Raw genomic sequence first — 19,552 nt, forward strand, 5'->3', positions numbered from 1 at the left:
TAAGGGGCTTATTGATGTAAACAATTTCAACATTCTATCTCCAGTTATTAAATAAGAATTCAGTATAGTTATCCTTGAAAATTTAGTATAATAACTAAATAGAAGTATTAAAAGAAAGGAGGATAGTTTTTTTAATAAAATCAATAAGGAGGAATATTATGTCTAGTGAAAAAGCTTCAAATGTTGGATTTTTTGAGAGGCGATTTAAGCTAAAGGAACACAATACAGATGTAAAAACAGAAATAATGGCGGGGATTACTACATTTATGACCATGGCCTATATCTTGGCAGTAAATCCAGGGATACTTTCAGATTCAGGTATGGATTATGGTGGAGTATTTACAGCAACTGCACTTTCCGCATTTATTGCTTGTGTGATGATGGCATTCTTAGCCAATTATCCTTTTGCACTTGCACCAGGTATGGGACTTAATGCATTTTTTACTTATACAGTAGTTTTTGGTATGGGACATTCTTGGCAATTTGCTTTAACAGCAGTATTTCTTGAGGGGATTATATTTATAATATTATCATTTTTCCAGGTAAGAGAGGCAATTTTTAATTCAATCCCTATGAATCTTAAAAAGGCTGTATCTGTAGGTATAGGTCTATTTATAGCATTGATTGGGTTAATAAATGCTGGAATAGTAGATACAGGAAAAATGTTCATGGAAAATGGAGTTAATGTATTAAATGAAGGAGGATTAATAATTACTCTGGGAAATTTAAAATCTCCTTCAGCATTATTAGCATTAATAGGTCTTGTTATAACAGGAATTCTTTTAGCTAAAAACATTAAGGGAGCATTGTTCTTTGGTATAATAATAACCACATTGATTGGAATACCAATGGGAGTAAGTTATATGCCTAATGGAGAATTTCTAGGTATATTTTCTCTACCTCCATCTCTTAAGGATGTAGCATTCCAATTTGAATGGAGTAGAATATTCTCATTTGATATGCTTATAGTAGTATTTACATTCTTATTTGTTGACGTATTCGATACTGTAGGTACTTTAATAGGAGTATCATCAAAGGCTGGAATGCTTGATGAAGAAGGGAAACTACCTAGAGTAAGACAAGCCCTATTAGCAGATGCTATAGGAACAACTTTTGGTGCATGTTTAGGTACATCTACAGTAACTACTTTTGTAGAGTCAGCTTCAGGTGTTTCAGATGGTGGTAGAACTGGACTTACTGCTTTATCAACAGGAGTTATGTTTGCATTAGCATTAATATTATCCCCACTATTTGGTATGATACCAGGAGCTGCAACGGCACCAGCATTAATTTTAGTTGGATTATTTATGATGAGTCCAATTAAGGAAATTGACTTAGATGATTTTACAGAAGCGATACCAGCATTTTTAACAATAGTTATGATGCCTTTCGCCTATAGTATAGCAGAAGGTATTGTATTTGGTATGGTTTCATATGTAGTATTAAAAGTATTAGCAGGAAAGCAAAAAGATGTATCACCAATTATGTACGTATTAGCATTTCTATTTGTATTAAAAACTATATTTATGTAACAACTACTAGCCGCCTTCTCTATGGAGGCGGCTTTCTAAAACAAAAAATCCTATGTGAGGTGTAAATATGACCTTAAATCAAGTATATAATGGAAATAATATTGATGAAGTAGTAGAAATTCTTGGCAAATATGGTAGAGATGCAAAAATAATAGCTGGAGGTACTGATATTGTAATTGCCTTGAAAAATGAGAAAATATCACCTAAGGTGTTAATAGATATTACTAAAATTGCAGACTTGAAGGACATAGAGGATGATGGGGAATATATTAAAATAGGTGCAGGTGTGACCTTTACACAAATTATTAGAAATCCTTTATTTCAAGGGAATTTATATGGATTGTATAAGGCGTGTAGAATGGTAGGCTCACCACAAATAAGGAATAAGGGAACCATAGGAGGAAATATTGCAAATGGATCTGCAGCAGCAGATTCAATACCACCACTAATTGCATTAGGAAGTAAGGTTAAACTTTTAAGTATAGATGGAACTAGGGAAATAGCAATAGAAGACTATTACAATGATCCTATAAAAGAAAATGAAATACTTACAACTATTACATTTAAAAAGCCAAAGGAAAATCAAATTCTTACCTTTGCTAAACTTGGACTTAGAAAGGCATTAGCCATATCAAGGCTCACTTCTGCTACTTTTATTGAATTTGATGATGAAGATTTTGTTAAATCCATTAGGGTTGCTAGTGGAGCATTGGGGAAATACCCTATGAGAGAATATGAAGTGGAAAAATATTTAATTGGAAAGAAAATTGAAGCAAAAACCATAGAAGGAGCTATAGGTACAATACAGAGTTCCATGGATGAAAGATTAAAGGGTAGAGCCACTTTGCCATATAAAAGAGTTGCCATATCTGGCATATTGAAAGAAGCTATGGAATTAGCAGTAAAAAATAAAGGTGGTGTAAAGGAATGATAGATATTAGTCTAAGGGTAAATGGTGAATATTTTGAAGTTTCTATAGAGGAAAATTTAAGATTAATAGATTTATTGAGAGATGAACTTAAACTTTTAGGTACCAAGGAAGGTTGTGGAGAAGGGGAATGTGGGGCTTGTACTGTTATTATGGATGGGGAGACAGTTAATTCTTGCCTTATAATGGCATTTCAAGCTAATGGAAGTAATATTTTAACCATAGAAGGAATGGAGAAAGATGGCAAGCTTCATCCAATACAACAAGCATATATAGATGCAGGGGCAGTACAATGTGGATTTTGTATTCCGGGAATGGTTTTATCTACTAAAGCATTGTTAGATAAAAATCCTAATCCTACAAGGGATGAAATTAGAGAAGGTATATCTGGAAATTTATGCAGATGTACAGGATATAATAAAATGCTAGATGCAACTGAAAAGGCTATAAAATATATGGAGGGGGAAAAGTAATGGAGCTAAATGTAATAGGAAAAAGTATAGTCAGAGTAGACGCATATAGTAAAGTTACAGGTAAGGCAGTTTATCCTCAAGATATATATTTAGATAATATGGCATATGGGAAAACCTTAAGGTCAAAAAAACCTCATGCTAAAATCACAGTAGATATCAGTGAGGCAGAGAAGGTTGATGGGGTATTAAAGGTATTCACATATAAAGATGTTCCAAGAGAAAATAGCCATGGAGTAGTGTTTAAAGACCATGAAGTATTTGCAAGTGAAAAGGTTATAAGAATAGGAGAGCCAATAGCATTTATAGTAGGAGAGACCCAAAAAGCTTGTGATGAGGGTTATAAAAAAGTTAAAATTCATTATGAAGAAATACCTGCAGTATTTGATCCAATAGAAGCTATGAAGGAAAATTCACCAAAGGTACATGGAGATTCTAACATTATATTTCATTATAAATTAAGGCATGGAGATATAGAAGAAGGAAAGAAGAAATGTAGATATATAGTAGAGAATATATATAAATCACCAATGGCAGAACATGCTTTTTTACAACCAGAAGCAGGAGTTGCTTATCTTGAAGAAGATGGAACAGTAGTTGTGGCTGTAGCTACTCAGTATCCGCATTATGACAGAGAGGAAGTAGCTATAAATTTAGGTTTGCCAGAAGAAAAGGTTAAGATAATAAATACAGCAGTAGGTGGAGCCTTTGGAGCTAGGGAGGATATATCGCCACAGATTCATTTGGCATTAGCAGCTATGGTATTAAAAAGACCAGTAAAGGTTATATATTCAAGGGAAGAATCGTTTTTGACACATTCAAAACGCCATCCGATGATTATGAAGTATAAAACTGGTGCAGATGAAAATGGGATTCTTCAATATATGGAAGCAGAGATAATAGGTGATTCAGGAGCCCACTGCTCTTGGGCAATAAATGTACTAAGAAAGGCAGGAGTTCATGCTACTGGACCCTATGTCATACCAAATGTAAAGGTAGATACCTATGCAGTATATACCAATAATCCATTTACTGGAGCCATGAGGGGGTTTGGTGCAACTCAGGTACCTATGGCTCATGAGCAACAAATAGATATGCTGGCAGAGAAACTAGGCATGGATCCCGTTGAAATTAGGATGAAAAATATATTTAGAAAAGACTCCATGACGGCAACAGGTCAGATACTTACAGATAGTGTTCCTTTAGATAAATGCATTGAAAAAGTAGAAGAAGATTTTCAGTTCTCAAGAAGATTTGAGGAGGTGCTTGCATGAAAAAAAGAGGTATAGGTATGGGAGTTTCTTTTTATGGAACAGGCTATGGTAATGGATTTCCAGATATATCAAGGGCGATTATTAGGCTTCTTCCAGGTGGGAAAATAGGAGTATATTGTGGAGTAACAGAGGTAGGTCAAGGAGCTAAAACAGCTATGAGACAAATAGGTGCTGAGGTACTAGGTCTAAATATAGAAGATATTGAATTAGTTCATGAAAATACATCTTTGATGCCTGATTCTGGAACTGCAGCAGCAACTAGGCAAACATATAATACAGGCAATGCTATAAAAATAGCTTGTGAGAATATGAAGAATGAGTTATTTGACAAAGCTAAAATAGAGCTAAACTTAAACTCCACAGCAGGATTAATATTAAAAGACGGTGAAATAGTGCTAAGCTTTTTTCCCCAAAAGAGAATATCCTATGCTAAATTGGCGGAAATATATAATGGTGATAATACAATAGAAGCTAAGGGAGAATTTATTGCCCAAACCACTGAAATGGATCCAGAGACAGGACAAGGAGCACCTTATTGGCCTTATACATTTAATGCTTGTGCAGTAGAAGTGGAAGTGGATACGGAAACAGGAATAATTAATCTCATAAGATCTACATTTGCACAAGATGCAGGTCGTGCAGTAAACCCAAAGATATTAGAAGGTCAAATGGATGGGGGATTTGCCATGGGTCTTGGATATACATTGCTTGAAGATTTGAATCTTGAAAATGGAATAATGAAGAATAATAAATTTTCAAAGTACCTAATACCAACAGCTATGGATATGATAGATATAAATAATATTATAGTTGAAGATCCAGAAACTACTGCTCCTTACGGAGCAAAGGGGATTGGGGAACCTGTTATGATTCCAATGGCTCCAGCAATACTAAATGCAATATACGATGCTACGGGAGTTAGGATTACAGAAATGCCTGTTACACCAGAAAGATTTATTAGAGCTTTAAAGGAGGCAGAAGATAAAAAATAAGATAAGGATATGGGAGGTAGCATTAGTGAAAAAAGGAATTAGAGATTTTTTAAATATATTCATAATTTCTATTGTATTTATGGGAATGAATTATTTTTCAAATTTATATTTTACAAACCCAATTATACAAATTAGTCTAATTTTTCTATTTTCAATAGGATTATCTCTGGGAGTATTAAAAATCAAAAGCAACAGGGGAGTAGACGAGATAATAAAATGTCTATCTAATATTAATGATTTGGACTTTTCTTTGTCAGAAGATGTGAATATACCTATGGAAGCAAAAGAAAAGATTAATAAAGCTTGTCAAGAAATAAGAGGAAATTTAAAAACTCAAGTAGAAATATCCACTGAAATATTTAATATATGTGAAAGTTTAAGCATATTAGCTACGGAGTCCTTATCTAGTTCAGAACTAATAGCTTCTTCAACAGAATTAGTTGATACCAATGCATTACAGCAAAGCAAAATGCTTAATGAAACTAATAATTTAGCTGAGAGAATTTATCTATCTATGGAAAGGATAGACAAGGATATAATTGATAAAATTCAATTTATATCAAATTCTATTACCTCAGCTCAAAAAGGAATTGAAGAAATAGGTCATATAGAAGATAGAATAATAAATTCTAAGAATATGGTAGAGAAAAGCTCTAAGAGAATAATGGAGTTGCGAAATTATTCAGATGAAGTAGGAAAGCTTATAGATTTTATAAATGCAATATCTAATCAAACCAAAATGCTTTCATTAAATGCATCTATAGAAGCAGCTAGAGCTGGAGAGCATGGTAAAGGATTTTCCATAGTTGCTATGGAAGTAGGTAAATTAGCTAATGAAACAGAGGTTGTATCTAAAAAAATAGAAGAAGTAATTTATAAACTACAAGATGAAATAGTTCTTATCTCAGAATCTATGGTAGAGGAAATGAAATATATGGATGAAAATTGTGAAATCATTGAATTTACAAATAGAGAGTTCATATCAATAATAGAGACTTTAAGTTTAGGTAAAGAAAGTTTAGAGGGAATAAAAGAATTCACCAGCGAAAATAACACTATGATAGAGGAAATAGCTACAAATATAACCAAAATTGCTGAATTTTCACAGGAAACAACTGCTCAAATAGAATTAACTACAGAGAAAACAGCAGAACAGCGTAATATAGCAAGAGACTTAAATATGGTAGTAGAGAAAACAAGAGGACATGTATATAATATGCAGCAATTTGTAGTAGGTAAAGTAATGGAAGAAAAAATGTTAAAGCAAGCCTATGCAGTAAAAGAATATTTTAAGAGAAATCAAAATGTAACTGATAACATGATAAATGAATTTATTAAAGAAGTAGGAGTAGATGCAGTATATATTACTGATGAATCAGGAGTAGTGAAATTTACCAATGAGAAATCCGCTGTAGGTTTGAATTTATATGAAGCAGACCATAGCTTTTTACAACTTAAAAGAGGTAAAACGGAATATATAGTAACTCCAGTTAAGAAAAGAGTAGAAGATGGAAAATTATTTAAGTTTCTAACTCTTACAGACGAAATAGGGAGACTATATGAAATAGGTCTTGCATTAAACTCAATGATAAAAAACATATAAATGGTGACTGAAATGTTTATATATGAAGCCATGGAATTGAATATAGATGATAAAGAGATGATTTCTTTCGTTGGAGGTGGAGGGAAGACCACTACGATTTTTCAATTAGCTAAAGAATTTATATTTTTAGGTAAAAAGGTACTTATATCCACTACTACTAAAATAGGTGTACCTTTAAAGGATGAATATGATTATCTCTTTTTAAAAGATATAGATCATAATTTCAATCCACAAAACTCTACTATTACAATATTAGGTGAAGAAATAAAAGATAAAAAGCTAATAGGTATTTCTCCAGAGAAGTCAGATGAGATTTTCGGAAGAAATATATTTGATATCATTCTAATAGAGGCAGATGGTGCCAATAGAAAAGCTATAAAAGCACCAGCGAGTCATGAACCAGTAGTACCCATAAGTAGTACTAAAACCATAGGGGTTATAGGTTTAGATTCATTGGGAAAGTCAATAGATAAAAATAGGGTTCATAGGGCAGAAATATTATCAGCAATAGTAGGAAAAGCATTATTAGATATAATTGATGAAGAAACTATTATAAAACTTGTTTTAGATGAAAATGGATTATTTAAAAATACATATGGAAATAAAATTCTATTGCTGAATAAAGCTAATGATGAAATAAGAATTTTTAGGGCAATAAAAATTAGAAAGATATTAAAGAATAATGGATTTAAAGATGTAATTATATCAAATATCAAAAAAAAGGAATTTTATTAGGTGAATAATCATGATAACAGGAATTATCTTAGCATCAGGTTTTTCAAGAAGAATGAAAAAGGATAAGCTATTAATAAAAGTAGATGGAGAAAGTATAATTGAAAGAGTAATAAAAGCCTGTATAAATTCAAAATTAGATAATGTAATTTTAGTCTATAGAAGTAAGGAAGTAAAAGAAATAGGAGAAAAGTATAATATAAAGACTATTTATAATAAAGATGCTTATCTAGGACAATCACAGGCACTAAAACTAGGTATGAATGAAGCCATAGAAGCAAATGATTATATGTTTTTAGTAGGGGATCAGCCTTTTCTTACATCAGAAATTATAAATATACTAATAGAAGAATACAATAATTCACACTTACCTATTTTAGTGCCTTATTATAATGGAATTAGAGGAATGCCTATGCTTATTTCTTCTATCTTTAAAGAAGAACTTCTAAAAATCACAGGAGATAAAGGTGGAAGGGATATAGTAGAAGATAATATTTTTAGAGTAAAAAAAGTTTATATAAAAGAAGAAAAGCTAGGTATGGATATAGATAGACCAGAAGATTTAGATTTATTAAATATGAATAAAAAATGATAAGTTCTAAGTAGGTGTTAATATATGGATACAATAATTATTCGTGGTGGTGGCGATATAGCTACAGGTATAGGACATAGATTATATATGGCAGGATTTAAAGTAGTGATGTTAGATATAGAAAAACCATTAGCCATTAGAAGAAAAGTATCATTTTGTGAGGCTATATACATGGGAGAAATTGCAGTAGAAGGGGTTAAAGCCGTTTTAGCAAAAAATTTAGACGAAATTTATAATACTATTGATATAGGAGCTATCCCAGTATGTGTAGATGAGAAGGGTGAGATAATAAACAGATTAAATCCAATGGTAGTAGTAGATAGTATACTTGCTAAGAAAAATCTTGGAACTACAAAAAATATGGCTCCAATAACCATAGGAGTGGGACCTGGATTTGAAGCAGGAGTAGATGTGGATTTGGTTGTAGAAACTAAGAGAGGTCATTTTTTAGGAAAAGTAATACATAATGGAAAAGCGGAAAATAATACTGGGATTCCAGGGGATGTTATGGGATATAAGGAAGAAAGAATAATTAGGGCTAGTGCTAATGGAATATTTAAATCGTATTATGATATAGGCAGCAAGATTGAAGCAGGAGAAATAGTAGGTGAAACTGGAGGGATAAAAATACCAGCAAAAATCTCTGGTATATTAAGAGGCATTATAAAAGAAGGACTTTATGTAAAGGAAGGATTAAAAATAGGAGATATAGATCCTCGAGGAATAGAGGATTATGCCTATACAATATCTGATAAAGCTAGGGCAGTAGGAGGCGGAGTCTTGGAGGGAATAATGTATCTAATGAGAGGAAGGAGATTTTAAATGGGAGATTTTTTAGTAATGAAAAAAGTATTAGAGGAAATAGATAATGGAAAAGAATTAGCAGTAGCAACTATTACAAAATCAGAAGGCTCGACTCCAAGAGGTCTAGGTACTATGATGGCAGTCTTAGAAGATGGCTCCATACATGGAACCATTGGGGGTGGAGCAATGGAAAGGCATATTATAGAATTATGTATTGAAGCTATAAAGGAAGGGGGGAGTAAAACCATAGATTTACCACTGGATGCAGATGGTGTGGAGATGATTTGTGGTGGAAAGGTTGAAGTATTTATTGATGTATATAAGATAAAACCAAAACTTCTAATAATTGGTGGAGGACATGTTGGATATGCAATATATAATATTGCCTCTTTACTTAGTTTTGATATTTCAATATTTGAAGATAGAGAAGAATTTCTAACAAAGGAAAGATTTCCATTAGCAAAGGAATTAATACTAGGATCTATCGATGAAAGACTTAGGAATTATAAAATAGATAACAATACATATATAGTTATAGTATCCCGTGGTCACAAATCCGATGAAAGAGCATTATTAGAAGTAATCAATTCTAGTGCAAAATATATCGGTGTTATGGGAAGTAAAGGAAAGGTAATGACTATGATGGATAAAATAAGAAATGTGGGGGTAACTGAAGAAAAAATAAACAAAGTATATGCACCAATAGGATTAAAGATATCTTCCGGAAGTCCTGAAGAAATAGCCATGAGCATTATGGCAGAAATATTATTGATAAAAAATAATGGAACCCTTAAACATATGAAGCAATAACTGTAGAAAATGGTGCCTGGCACCATTTTCTACAGTTATTGTTATATTACATCATATTGGTTTAGTTTATTATAAAGATGTCTTTCACTCATACCTAGCATTTGAGCAGTTTTTCTTTTGTTGTTATCGCAATATTCCAATGTGGCAAGGACTAGCTTTTTTTCAGCAGTTTCTATAGTATCACCAATGTAGACGGGAACGCTTTCACTTAATAAAACCCTATGAGTGTTAGGTATAATTTCGCTTGGTAAATCCTGTACTTGAATAGTGCTTTTGTCCGCAAGGGCTACTGCACGTTCGATGATATTTTGAAGTTCTCTAACATTACCTGGATAATCATGATTTTCTAATACATCTATAGCAGCTCTGCTTATACCAGTAACTTCTTTATTAAAAGATTTACTATATTTATTTATAAAATGCTTTGTAAGTGCAGGAATATCTTCTTTTCTATTTCTTAAAGGAGGAGCTTCTATATTAACAACATTTAATCGAAAAAACAAATCCTCTCTAAAGTTTCCTTTTTTAACCTCAGCACTAAGGTTTAAATTTGTAGCTGCTATTAGTCTAAAATCAACGGGTATTGATTTCTCACTTCCAAGAGGAGTAATAGTTTTTTCTTGTATAACCCGAAGGAGTTTTGCTTGTAATTGTATATCCATGTCTCCAATCTCATCTAGGAATAAAGTGCCCTTATCTGCTAGTTCAAATTTTCCCTTATATTTATTATTGGCACCAGTAAAGGCACCCTTTTCATATCCAAATAGTTCGGATTCCAGTAGATTATGAGGAATTGCCGCACAATTTATTATTTCCATATTTTGATCTTTTCGTCTGCTTGTTTCATGAATTGCTCTAGCAATAAGTTCTTTTCCTGTTCCAGATTCCCCTGATATAAGAACCGTAATATCTACATCTTTTACCCTATCAATCATTTTAAAAACTTCATTCATAGCATGACTTGAAGAAACCATCTTCAAGCTAAATTTATTTGCATTGACTTTCCTAGTTAAATCCTCCACTTGATCGGAAAGAGACTGATAATCAAGAGCCTTATTTATTAAAGAGATTAATCCATTTATATCTAGGGGTTTAGTAATATAATAATAAGCACCTCTTTGAATTGCTTCAATAGAATCTTCAATGGAACCATAAGCAGTCATTGCAATTACAATTACCCTTGGGTTTTCAGATTTTATTGTATTTAATACTTCAAGGCCTTTATAATCTCCAAGGTATTGATCAAGTAAAACTAAATCTATATTTTTAGAACTGATCATATCTAAACCTTCCAATACATCTGGTGTTGTATATACATTAAAGTGATCTTCAAGGGCAAATCTTAATGCTGTAAGAATTGAGATTTCATCATCTATAACTAAAATATTATGCATATTATTTCTCCTTCCTATCAAGTGGCTCAGTAGGTACATAAATTGTAGCCGTAGTACCTTGACCATCTGTACTTTCCAATGTTATTTCTCCATTATTCTCTCTTATTAATCTTTCTGTTACAGAAAGTCCAATTCCATATCCAGTTTTCTTAGAGGAATAAAAAGGGTCAAACAATTTATCTAACATTTCCTCTGGGATTCCAGAACCATTGTCTTTTATTATAATGGAAGCTTTCATATCCTTAATATTACTATTTAGATCTATTCTCCCATTTTCATCAACAGCATCAATACTATTAAGTAGAATATTGATTAGTATTTGTTTCATTTGTGATTCATCGGCATAAATAGAAATATCTATATTTCCTATATTTACTTTAACCTTCTTCTCTTGAAGTCTTTGTTTTAATAGTGTTAAGATATCAGAGAATATTTCAGATAATAAAATTGTTTCAGGTTTTGGGTTTTTTGGTTTTGAATAATTAAGTAAGGAACTAACTAAATCATTTAATCTTTTTATTTCACTAGGAACAATTTTTATTAATTCGTTTCTAAAATTCTTATCATCTATTTTCAAAGGAATCAAATCAATAAAAGCATTAATAGATGTCAAAGGATTTCTAAGCTCATGAGCAATACCAGATGATAATTTTCCCAAGGCTTGCATTTTATCGTTATACATAGCAATATTATTTAATTCAATAATTTCTTTTGTTCTTAACTCTACTTCTTGTTTTAGCCTCTTATTCCAATAATAAACTATATAAATAAATATTATGGAGATTGAAAGTGCAACTAATAATATTGAAAGAAGTTCCTTCCATTTCTGGTTAATATCTAAAATAGTTTCTCCAAACCATTTCCTATAGATTTTATCATATGTTCCATTGGCTTTTATTGCTTCTAAGCCTGAATTTAAGATATTTAATAATTCAGTATTTCCTTTTTTTACAGCTATAGCATATTTAGTGGAATAAAGAGGTTCTCCTACAATTTTTACAGATTCTGTTAAACCCAAGGCTTGTACATAATAAATTCCCGTTAATCTATTACCTACATAAGCATCAGCCTCGCCAGATAATAATGATTGAAGGGCTTCCAATTGATTTGTTTTTTGTATTACAGTAATATTAGGAATTCTTTTTGTAATTTCCTTAGAAACGTCCTCAGATTGAATAGATACTTTTATTCCAGACAAATCGTTTATGTTATGAATTAGGCTAGAGTTTTTTAATACAAATATATTTTGAGAATTCATCACTATCTCTTGGGTAAAATCATAAACTTTATCACGTTCTGGTGTAACGGTCATGCCTTGAACAGCATCAACTTCCCCATCTTTCAAGAGTTCCATAGTATCTTCCCAACTATTTGGAATCAATTCAATTTCCAACCCAAGTTCTATAGCAATAGCTCTTATAATATCTATATTGAACCCCCTAAAATTGTTATTATCATCTAGAAATTCGTAGGGTGGATAATTATTATCTCCACCTATTTTCAGAGGTTCCACATTAATATCTTGCAATTGAGCGGAAACACTAGGGATAGAAGAATGTAAAAAAATCATGATAAGCAAACAAATAGATGAAATTCTTCTTCGAATCATTTTACACCTCAGTTTTTAAATTTTATTATATATCATTATATCACTTGTATGAAAAAATTTCATAGTATGAATTAATTTCATAGTTATTTTCTATTATATTTTAGTAATTTTTCTAGTTACAAATGATATGTAGTAGTTTATTCATGATTAAAGATATAAAAAATTCTGGCATACTATTTGCATTAATAGATGTCATCAAAATAAAGTTTATAAAAACAAAGGAGGATTTTTAATGAAAAGGAAGGCTTTTTTAGCAGTTTTATTAGTTTTAAGTATAGTTTCACTTACTGCATGTGGTGGTGGTGGAGGAAATTCTAACTCTTCTGAATTATATATAGCAGCAGCTAACCCTATGACAGGGGATTCAGCTCAATTTGGTGATATGAAAGCTAAAGCAATTCAATTAGCATTAGATGAAGTAAATGAACAGGGTGGAATTGATGGAAAACAGGTAAAATTAATTATTGGTGATGATACAGGAAATCCTAAAGAAGCACCAAACGTAGCTCAAAAATTTGCAGGAGATGATAAAGTTTTAGCAGTAATTGGTCACTGGAACAGTTCCTGTACACTAGCAGCTAGGGGAATTTATGAAGCAGCAGGTATACCAGTTATTACAGACTCAGTTAATAAACAAATAACAGATGGAACTACACCTCATTTATACCGTATTTCATTAACTGATACTACTCAAGCTAAAAATTTAGCACAATATGCTTACAATGTATTAGGCAAAAAAAATGCAGCTATTTTATTTACAGCTAATGACTTTGGTACAGGACTTAAAAATGATTTTACAGAAGAATTTGAAGGTCTAGGTGGAAAAGTTGTTGCAGCAGAAACATATTTTGAAGGACAATCAAAAGACTTTAGCCCTCAACTTACAAAGATTAAAGGTGAAAGCCCAGATATAATGTTTATTGCAGGTTATTATGTAGAAACAGCTTTAATTGCACAGCAAGCAGGATCAGCAGGATTAAATGTACCAATGATAGGAACAGAGGGAATTAGTTCAGATGAATTAATAAAATTAGGGGGACAAGCTGTTGAAGGAATAAGATTTGCTGCTTTCTTCCATCCAGATGTTGAATTCCCTGGAACAAAGGAATTTGTAGAATCTTTCAGATCAAAATATAATAAAGAACCTGATAACTATTCAGCTTTAGCATATGACTCAGCAAAGCTTATTCTTGAAGGCATGAAGAAAAATGGAGCAACAAGAGAAGGTATAACGAAGTTTTTACAAGAGGTGAAGGAGTTCCCTGGAGTAGCAGGTCCTATATCTTTTGAAGATAATGATGTAACAAGAAATATTCTAATACTAGAAGTTAAAGATGGTAAAATCGTTTTATCAGAAGACCAACTAAACTAAAAACATTAGGGAGCCTTTAAAGGCTCCCTAATAGACAAAGGGAGAGTGAAAGATATGTTTATGGAGCAATTAAGTAATGGTATAGCTCTTGGAAGCATTTATGCTCTAACGGCTATAGGCTTTACAATGGTCTATGGAATCATTAGACTGATAAACTTTGCTCATGGAGATGTGTATATGATAGGTGCTTTCTTGACATATACAGGACTGACAATATTTAATATGCCAATAATGCTGGCATTCTTGTTTGGAATGATCGGGGCATCTATTTTTGGGATACTTATCGCAAAGTTTGCTTATAGTCCTGTATTTAAAGCACCAAAAATAAACTTATTTCTATCTGCAGTTGGAGTAGGGATATTTTTAGAGAATTTTGCAATGCTTATATGGGGGCCTGAAACTCAATCATTTCCAACTGTAATAAATAATAAAGTATTTAGTTTTATGGGCATTAGAGTTAATACTATCCAATTGATAATCTTAGGTACAACAATTGTTTTAGTAGCATTATTAACTTATATAGTACAATATACAAGGATTGGTAGAGCTATGAGATGTGTATCTCAGGATATGGATGTTTCAAGACTTATGGGAATCAATACAAATAAGGTAGTATATTTTACCTTTGCCCTTGGTTCTTCTCTAGGAGCTGCTGCAGGTACTCTAGTTGCAATATATTATAAAGCAGCATATCCTATGATGGGTTACGTACCAGGACTAAAGGCTTTTATTGCGGCAGTAATAGGTGGTATCGGCAGTATTCCAGGTGCAATGCTTGGAGGACTTATAATGGGAGTATCAGAAAGTTTAGGTGCAGCATATATATCTTCTGGATACAGAGATGCCATAGCTTTTATAATTTTGATAATCATACTTATCCTAAAGCCAGATGGATTATTAGGTAAGGGCATTAAAGAAAAGGTATAGGAGGTGGATAACGATGACTAATATTTCAAAGGTTTTATTCAATCTAATATTATATTCAGGTATATTATATTTAGGAATTATTGTACTTTCAAAAATATTTGATATAAGTACTAAGAAATTTATGAATTTAGATAATAAAAAAAGAAAAGCTACAACCTATATATTTTTAGTATTAGGAGCATTATTACCTCTAATTTTAGCTAACAATACTTATGCCCTTAGGACAAGTGTATTAGTGTTGATATATATAGTACTAGCACTTAGCTTAAACTTCGTTCTTGGATTTGCAGGACAACTTTCCATGGGGCACTCTGCATTTTATGCTGTAGGGGCATATACCACTGCTATTTTAACAGTGACTTATCATGTACCTTTTTGGATAGCATTAGTATGCAGTGCAATTGTTTCTGCAATATTTGGATTGCTCCTAGGGGTTCCTACTCTAAGATTGAAAGGGGATTATTTAGCTATTACAACAATAGGATTTAGTGAAATACTAAGACTGGTTCTAATAAATTGGGCATCCTTTACAAGAGGACCTGCTGGGATACCAGGTATTCCATCTCCTAAGATATTTGGTTATACCATAAGCAGTAATATGGGATATTATTATATTCTATATATCCTAGCTCTTTTAACTATCTTTATATCCTATAGACTATTACACTCTAGGCTAGGGAGAGGGTTAGTAGCAGTAAAAGATGATGAGGTAGCTGCAGAAGCAATGGGAATAAATCCAACATTTTTAAAAATACTTGCATTTGTTCTAGGTGCAGCTATAGCAGGACTAGCTGGAGGTATATTTGCTTCATTTATTCATTATGTAAATCCTGATAACTTCACATATATGGAATCCGTAGTAATGCTAACAATGGTAGTATTAGGCGGCGTAGGAAGTGTGCCTGGTATCATTGTAGGAGCCACAGTATTGACTATATTGCCTGAGGCATTAAGAGGTATATCCACATATAGATATGCAATATACGGAATATTATTAGTAATGATGATGATAGTAAGACCTCAAGGAATGATCAGCATGTCTAGTCTAAAGGGAGGTGGAAAAAATGAGAATTCTCGAAGCTAAAGGAATAACAATGTGTTTTGGCGGATTAACTGCTGTAAACAATGTGGATTTTCATATAGATGATAGTGAGATAGTAAGCTTAATAGGACCTAATGGAGCAGGGAAAACTACTTTTTTTAATGCTATTACTGGAATATATGAGCCAACAGCAGGAGAAGTTACATTTTTAGGAGAAAAAGTAAAAAAATCTAAACCATATGAAATAACAAAAATGGGTATCGGTAGAACCTTTCAAAACATAAGATTATTCAGTACCATGACAGTGCTTGAAAATGTAATGGTTGGACAGTATTGTAGAACATCATCAAATTTATTGGCTACCATATTAAAATCTCCCAAGCTTGTAAAAGAAGAAAAGGCAGTTGAAGATAAAGTAATGGAGATATTAGATTTCTTGGAATTAACTCATTTAAAAGATGAAATAGCCACTAGCCTACCCTATGGATATCAAAGGAGAGTTGAAATTGCAAGGGCTTTAGCCACAGAACCAAAACTACTTTTACTTGATGAGCCAGCGGCAGGTATGAATTCAGGTGAAAAGGTTGAAATGACAAATTTAATAAAGAAGATTAGAGATAAAGGAAATACTATTTTAGTTATTGAACATGATATGAAACTTGTAATGGGTATATCAGACAGAATTTCAGTACTAGAATATGGGAATAAAATAGCAGAAGGATTACCACAAGAAATTCAACAAAATCAAAGGGTAATAGAAGCTTATCTAGGTAAAGGAGGTGCTAAATAATGTTGAAGGTTGAAGACTTAAATGTATATTATGGAGGAATTCATGCATTACAAGGATTATCCTTTGAAATAAAAAAGGGAGAGATAATAACTTTAATTGGAAGTAATGGTGCAGGAAAATCTAGTACCCTGAGAGCCATATCTAATCTAGTAAGATCTAAAGGAAGTATAAAATATAAAGATGAAGAAATAAATGAGTTAAGTGCGGAGAAAATAGTGGCTAAAAGACTTATTCATGTTCCAGAAGGAAGACGAATATTTACGGCATTAACTGTAGAAGAAAATCTTCTTATGGGAGCTTATTTGAGAAGAGATAAGGAAAAAATACGTGAAGACCTTGAATTTGTATATAAATTATTTCCTAGATTAAAGGAGAGAACTAAACAATATGGAGGAACCTTAAGTGGTGGAGAGCAACAAATGTTAGCCATAGGTAGAGCCCTTTTATCAGATCCAGAATTACTAATGCTGGACGAACCATCAATGGGGTTAGCACCAATAGTTATTGAGGAAATATTTGAATCTATCAAGGAGATAAACGAAAAAAGGGGATTAACATTTTTATTTGTTGAGCAAAATGCCAATATTGCATTACAAACAGCAGATAGAGGATATGTAATAGAAACAGGCAAGATCTTATTCTCAGGTGATGCTAAGGAATTATTACATGATGATAGAGTAAGAAAGGCTTATTTAGGGGAGGAATAAATAAAAAGGAGAAGTCAAGGACTTCTCCTTTTAGATCATAATTTTAAATATTCTATTTTGGATAAAGTATACCTTTATTTAAAATAAATCTTTTTTGTGCTTTATCAGCCCATTGTTCATTATGAGTTACGAGGATTACAGCTTTACCCATATTTACATATTCATATAGTATATGTAAGATTTCTTCTGCCCAATATTCATCTAAATCATTTGTAGGTTCATCAGCTAATATCAATAATGGCTCTTTAATTATGGTACAGGCTATCATAGCTCGTCTTTTCTGACCGCCACTTAGCTCACTAGGTAGAAAATTTCTTCTTTCCCAGAGACCTAATCGAGTTAAAAGTTCTTTTACTTTATTAAGATTTTTTTTCTTATGACACATAGACTGTATAAAAATTAAGTTTTCCTCAATAGTAAGAGCCTGTATTAAGTGAGTATCTTGGAACAAAAATCCTATCTTATTTCTACGCAGATTTGTAAGCTCTTTATCCTTCATAGTAGTTATATTGTTACCATCTATAAATACATTTCCAGAAGAGGTATTTAGTAATCCGCCGATTATGTATAGAAGAGTGCTTTTTCCTACACCAGAAGGGCCTTCAATACATATGAAATCTCCTGAGTTTATGGATAAAGAAACTTGTTTTATAGGAGTAACTTTTTCATCGGATCCATAAGTTTTTTTTATGTTTTCCAAACGGCAAATTTCCATTATCGAACATCTCCTTTCGCAATTGCTTCTTGAGGTTCTAGATTAGAGTTTTTCCAAGCAGGATAGATAGAAGCTAAAAATCCTAATAAAAGAGCAGAAACTATACCTATTATTATAGCTATTATACTTAGAGATAATGACCAATGGCCTTGTGGAATTATAATAGATTTGCTAATCATAGATAAAAGTGGCTTTACTAATATTGCTCCAAAAGTACTTCCTATAATACCAGCAATACCAGCTATAATCCAAGATTCTAGGATTATCAATTTAAATATTTCTTTCTTTTTCATCCCCATAGCTCTTAAAAAACCAGTTTCTTTTTTTCTTCCTTCCGCAAGTGAAGTAAACCTACCTATAAGAGCTAGAGATGAAACTGACAATAAGACCAACCATAGAGATAATATTATCTTAGAAATAGAATCCAGCTGTTGTTTAATATTAGTTATAGAACTTGAGATAGATACAGCCTTTATACCTAAATTCAGATTATTTATTTTATTTACAATATTTTCCATATCTGTTTTCTTAGAAGAAGTTTTTATCAAAATGGAGGAAATTAAATCTTCTGGGTTGTCCATTTTCCAAAGGTCAGTAGGATATTTATCTTTAGCTAATAATCTAGATTTATCAATATTCATAAATATGGTATTATCCATACTGCCTCCAGTAGTATATAAAGTACCTACTACTTTAAATATATCTCCTAATATAGATACTTTGTTACCCAATATAACTTGAATATCGCTACCTATAATGACTTCGTCATCTTTTAATGGACTTAAATTATATTCTTCAAACCAAGGTTTTAATATAAAATCGGAGTTGTGATCAATTCCTACAATACGTAAGGTTTCACCATAGCTACAGCAGCTAGAGTTTTCTATAGTAGCTGTAAAAAATTGAGGTGTAGTTTTTTCTATTCCTTCAATAACCTTAATCTTATTTTCTATATCTTTTGGCATATATATATTTTGCTCCGCACCAGTAAAAAGGGTTTCTGAAAAATCTAAATCTGCCTTATTTGGAATTACAATTATATCAGCACCTAGTCTTTCACTTGTGAGGATTAGTCCATCTTGTACTATAAAAAAAATGGAAAAGACCAATACAAATGAAAGAATAGTTATTGATGCTATAATTCCTGTAAGTAAGGACTGAGATTTTCGTCTTACTACATTAAGATAGGCTAACTTCAATATACTCATTAAATCATAACACCTCTCATTAAAATATTATTAACAACTAAGTAGTATATC

The 19,552-nt window shown here is 32.0% G+C and carries 19 protein-coding genes; 15 read left to right on the top strand and 4 right to left on the bottom strand.

Annotation, left to right across the window (positions count from 1 at the left end; genetic code table 11):
* The first annotated feature begins 158 nt into the window (after positions 1-158).
* The 10 genes from RT714_RS11195 (at position 159) to RT714_RS11240 (ending at position 9,737) form a co-directional block, all read left to right on the top strand.
* Positions 159-1,532 carry an NCS2 family permease gene (locus RT714_RS11195; protein WP_313757684.1) on the top strand — a complete coding sequence of 458 codons (1,374 nt, stop codon included), beginning with the start codon at positions 159-161 and terminating at the stop codon, positions 1,530-1,532.
* Between the two features lie 67 nt (positions 1,533-1,599).
* Positions 1,600-2,463, top strand: coding sequence for a xanthine dehydrogenase family protein subunit M (locus tag RT714_RS11200; RefSeq protein WP_072974056.1), 864 nt, complete (start codon positions 1,600-1,602; stop codon positions 2,461-2,463).
* A complete protein-coding gene (locus RT714_RS11205) occupies positions 2,460-2,933 on the top strand; it encodes a 2Fe-2S iron-sulfur cluster-binding protein (protein ID WP_313757686.1) in 474 nt (157 codons plus the stop codon). The genes RT714_RS11200 and RT714_RS11205 overlap by 4 nt, the downstream gene beginning before the upstream one ends.
* Complete coding sequence (locus RT714_RS11210; protein WP_313757687.1) at positions 2,933-4,204, top strand: molybdopterin cofactor-binding domain-containing protein; 1,272 nt, start codon at positions 2,933-2,935, stop codon at positions 4,202-4,204. The genes RT714_RS11205 and RT714_RS11210 overlap by 1 nt, the downstream gene beginning before the upstream one ends.
* A complete protein-coding gene (locus tag RT714_RS11215) occupies positions 4,201-5,196 on the top strand; it encodes a molybdopterin cofactor-binding domain-containing protein (protein WP_313757689.1) in 996 nt (331 codons plus the stop codon). Before RT714_RS11210 ends, RT714_RS11215 begins: the two co-directional genes overlap by 4 nt.
* Positions 5,197-5,221: 25 nt before the next feature.
* Positions 5,222-6,799 (top strand): methyl-accepting chemotaxis protein, encoded by a 1,578-nt coding sequence (locus tag RT714_RS11220; protein WP_313757690.1) that lies wholly within the window; start codon positions 5,222-5,224, stop codon positions 6,797-6,799.
* 12 nt (positions 6,800-6,811) lie between these two features.
* The gene (gene yqeC, locus RT714_RS11225) at positions 6,812-7,534 is read left to right on the top strand and encodes a selenium cofactor biosynthesis protein YqeC (RefSeq protein WP_313757692.1); all 723 of its coding nucleotides are present in this window, start codon (positions 6,812-6,814) and stop codon (positions 7,532-7,534) included.
* A gap of 10 nt (positions 7,535-7,544) precedes the next feature.
* Positions 7,545-8,123 (top strand): nucleotidyltransferase family protein, encoded by a 579-nt coding sequence (locus RT714_RS11230; RefSeq protein WP_313757693.1) that lies wholly within the window; start codon positions 7,545-7,547, stop codon positions 8,121-8,123.
* 24 nt (positions 8,124-8,147) lie between these two features.
* Positions 8,148-8,945 carry a selenium-dependent molybdenum cofactor biosynthesis protein YqeB gene (gene yqeB, locus RT714_RS11235; protein WP_313757694.1) on the top strand — a complete coding sequence of 266 codons (798 nt, stop codon included), beginning with the start codon at positions 8,148-8,150 and terminating at the stop codon, positions 8,943-8,945.
* Positions 8,946-9,737: an XdhC/CoxI family protein gene (locus RT714_RS11240; RefSeq protein ID WP_313757695.1), complete on the top strand. Its 792-nt coding sequence runs from the start codon at positions 8,946-8,948 to the stop codon at positions 9,735-9,737.
* A gap of 41 nt (positions 9,738-9,778) precedes the next feature.
* Here the strand turns inward: RT714_RS11240 and RT714_RS11245 are convergent, their stop codons facing one another.
* Positions 9,779-11,131, bottom strand: a complete 1,353-nt coding sequence (locus tag RT714_RS11245; protein WP_313757697.1) for a sigma-54 dependent transcriptional regulator — start codon at positions 11,129-11,131, stop codon at positions 9,779-9,781.
* A 1-nt stretch (position 11,132) separates the two neighbouring features.
* Entirely contained in the window at positions 11,133-12,740 is a 1,608-nt protein-coding gene (locus RT714_RS11250; protein WP_313757699.1) for a transporter substrate-binding domain-containing protein, read from the bottom strand.
* A gap of 232 nt (positions 12,741-12,972) precedes the next feature.
* Here RT714_RS11250 and RT714_RS11255 point away from each other — a divergent pair, with 232 nt between their 5' ends.
* The 5 genes from RT714_RS11255 to RT714_RS11275 are packed head-to-tail and all read left to right on the top strand — an operon-like array spanning position 12,973 to position 17,578.
* On the top strand, positions 12,973-14,112 hold the full coding sequence (locus RT714_RS11255) for an ABC transporter substrate-binding protein (protein WP_313757701.1): 1,140 nt from the start codon (positions 12,973-12,975) through the stop codon (positions 14,110-14,112).
* A gap of 54 nt (positions 14,113-14,166) precedes the next feature.
* Positions 14,167-15,039 (top strand): branched-chain amino acid ABC transporter permease, encoded by an 873-nt coding sequence (locus RT714_RS11260; protein WP_312668112.1) that lies wholly within the window; start codon positions 14,167-14,169, stop codon positions 15,037-15,039.
* A 13-nt stretch (positions 15,040-15,052) separates the two neighbouring features.
* Positions 15,053-16,123 (top strand): branched-chain amino acid ABC transporter permease, encoded by a 1,071-nt coding sequence (locus RT714_RS11265; protein ID WP_313757703.1) that lies wholly within the window; start codon positions 15,053-15,055, stop codon positions 16,121-16,123.
* The gene (locus RT714_RS11270) at positions 16,104-16,871 is read left to right on the top strand and encodes an ABC transporter ATP-binding protein (protein WP_313757704.1); all 768 of its coding nucleotides are present in this window, start codon (positions 16,104-16,106) and stop codon (positions 16,869-16,871) included. The genes RT714_RS11265 and RT714_RS11270 overlap by 20 nt, the downstream gene beginning before the upstream one ends.
* Positions 16,871-17,578 carry an ABC transporter ATP-binding protein gene (locus RT714_RS11275; protein WP_313757706.1) on the top strand — a complete coding sequence of 236 codons (708 nt, stop codon included), beginning with the start codon at positions 16,871-16,873 and terminating at the stop codon, positions 17,576-17,578. Before RT714_RS11270 ends, RT714_RS11275 begins: the two co-directional genes overlap by 1 nt.
* 52 nt (positions 17,579-17,630) lie before the next feature.
* Here the strand turns inward: RT714_RS11275 and RT714_RS11280 are convergent, their stop codons facing one another.
* Both RT714_RS11280 and RT714_RS11285 read right to left on the bottom strand, forming a co-directional pair.
* Complete coding sequence (locus RT714_RS11280; RefSeq protein WP_313757708.1) at positions 17,631-18,293, bottom strand: ABC transporter ATP-binding protein; 663 nt, start codon at positions 18,291-18,293, stop codon at positions 17,631-17,633.
* On the bottom strand, positions 18,293-19,501 hold the full coding sequence (locus RT714_RS11285; RefSeq protein ID WP_313757709.1) for an FtsX-like permease family protein: 1,209 nt from the start codon (positions 19,499-19,501) through the stop codon (positions 18,293-18,295). The genes RT714_RS11280 and RT714_RS11285 overlap by 1 nt, the downstream gene beginning before the upstream one ends.
* Positions 19,502-19,552: the final 51 nt, after the last annotated feature.

It is taken from the genome of Tissierella sp. (assembly GCF_032104385.1).
In the GTDB taxonomy this organism is placed as follows: Bacteria; Bacillota; Clostridia; order Tissierellales; family Tissierellaceae; genus Tissierella.

Excerpts from the sequence above, each read along its gene's own strand:
- RT714_RS11255 (WP_313757701.1), top strand. The coding sequence starts at position 12,973 with ATGAAAAGGAAGGCTTTTTTAGCAGTTTTATTAGTTTTAAGTATAGTT.
- RT714_RS11195 (WP_313757684.1), top strand. The coding sequence starts at position 159 with ATGTCTAGTGAAAAAGCTTCAAATGTTGGATTTTTTGAGAGGCGATTT.
- RT714_RS11200 (WP_072974056.1), top strand. The coding sequence starts at position 1,600 with ATGACCTTAAATCAAGTATATAATGGAAATAATATTGATGAAGTAGTA.
- RT714_RS11285 (WP_313757709.1), bottom strand. The coding sequence starts at position 19,501 with ATGAGTATATTGAAGTTAGCCTATCTTAATGTAGTAAGACGAAAATCT.
- RT714_RS11270 (WP_313757704.1), top strand. The coding sequence starts at position 16,104 with ATGAGAATTCTCGAAGCTAAAGGAATAACAATGTGTTTTGGCGGATTA.
- RT714_RS11215 (WP_313757689.1), top strand. The coding sequence starts at position 4,201 with ATGAAAAAAAGAGGTATAGGTATGGGAGTTTCTTTTTATGGAACAGGC.
- RT714_RS11210 (WP_313757687.1), top strand. The coding sequence starts at position 2,933 with ATGGAGCTAAATGTAATAGGAAAAAGTATAGTCAGAGTAGACGCATAT.
- yqeC (WP_313757692.1), top strand. The coding sequence starts at position 6,812 with ATGTTTATATATGAAGCCATGGAATTGAATATAGATGATAAAGAGATG.
- RT714_RS11245 (WP_313757697.1), bottom strand. The coding sequence starts at position 11,131 with ATGCATAATATTTTAGTTATAGATGATGAAATCTCAATTCTTACAGCA.
- RT714_RS11275 (WP_313757706.1), top strand. The coding sequence starts at position 16,871 with ATGTTGAAGGTTGAAGACTTAAATGTATATTATGGAGGAATTCATGCA.
- RT714_RS11250 (WP_313757699.1), bottom strand. The coding sequence starts at position 12,740 with ATGATTCGAAGAAGAATTTCATCTATTTGTTTGCTTATCATGATTTTT.
- RT714_RS11260 (WP_312668112.1), top strand. The coding sequence starts at position 14,167 with ATGTTTATGGAGCAATTAAGTAATGGTATAGCTCTTGGAAGCATTTAT.
- RT714_RS11205 (WP_313757686.1), top strand. The coding sequence starts at position 2,460 with ATGATAGATATTAGTCTAAGGGTAAATGGTGAATATTTTGAAGTTTCT.
- RT714_RS11230 (WP_313757693.1), top strand. The coding sequence starts at position 7,545 with ATGATAACAGGAATTATCTTAGCATCAGGTTTTTCAAGAAGAATGAAA.
- yqeB (WP_313757694.1), top strand. The coding sequence starts at position 8,148 with ATGGATACAATAATTATTCGTGGTGGTGGCGATATAGCTACAGGTATA.
- RT714_RS11240 (WP_313757695.1), top strand. The coding sequence starts at position 8,946 with ATGGGAGATTTTTTAGTAATGAAAAAAGTATTAGAGGAAATAGATAAT.
- RT714_RS11280 (WP_313757708.1), bottom strand. The coding sequence starts at position 18,293 with ATGGAAATTTGCCGTTTGGAAAACATAAAAAAAACTTATGGATCCGAT.
- RT714_RS11265 (WP_313757703.1), top strand. The coding sequence starts at position 15,053 with ATGACTAATATTTCAAAGGTTTTATTCAATCTAATATTATATTCAGGT.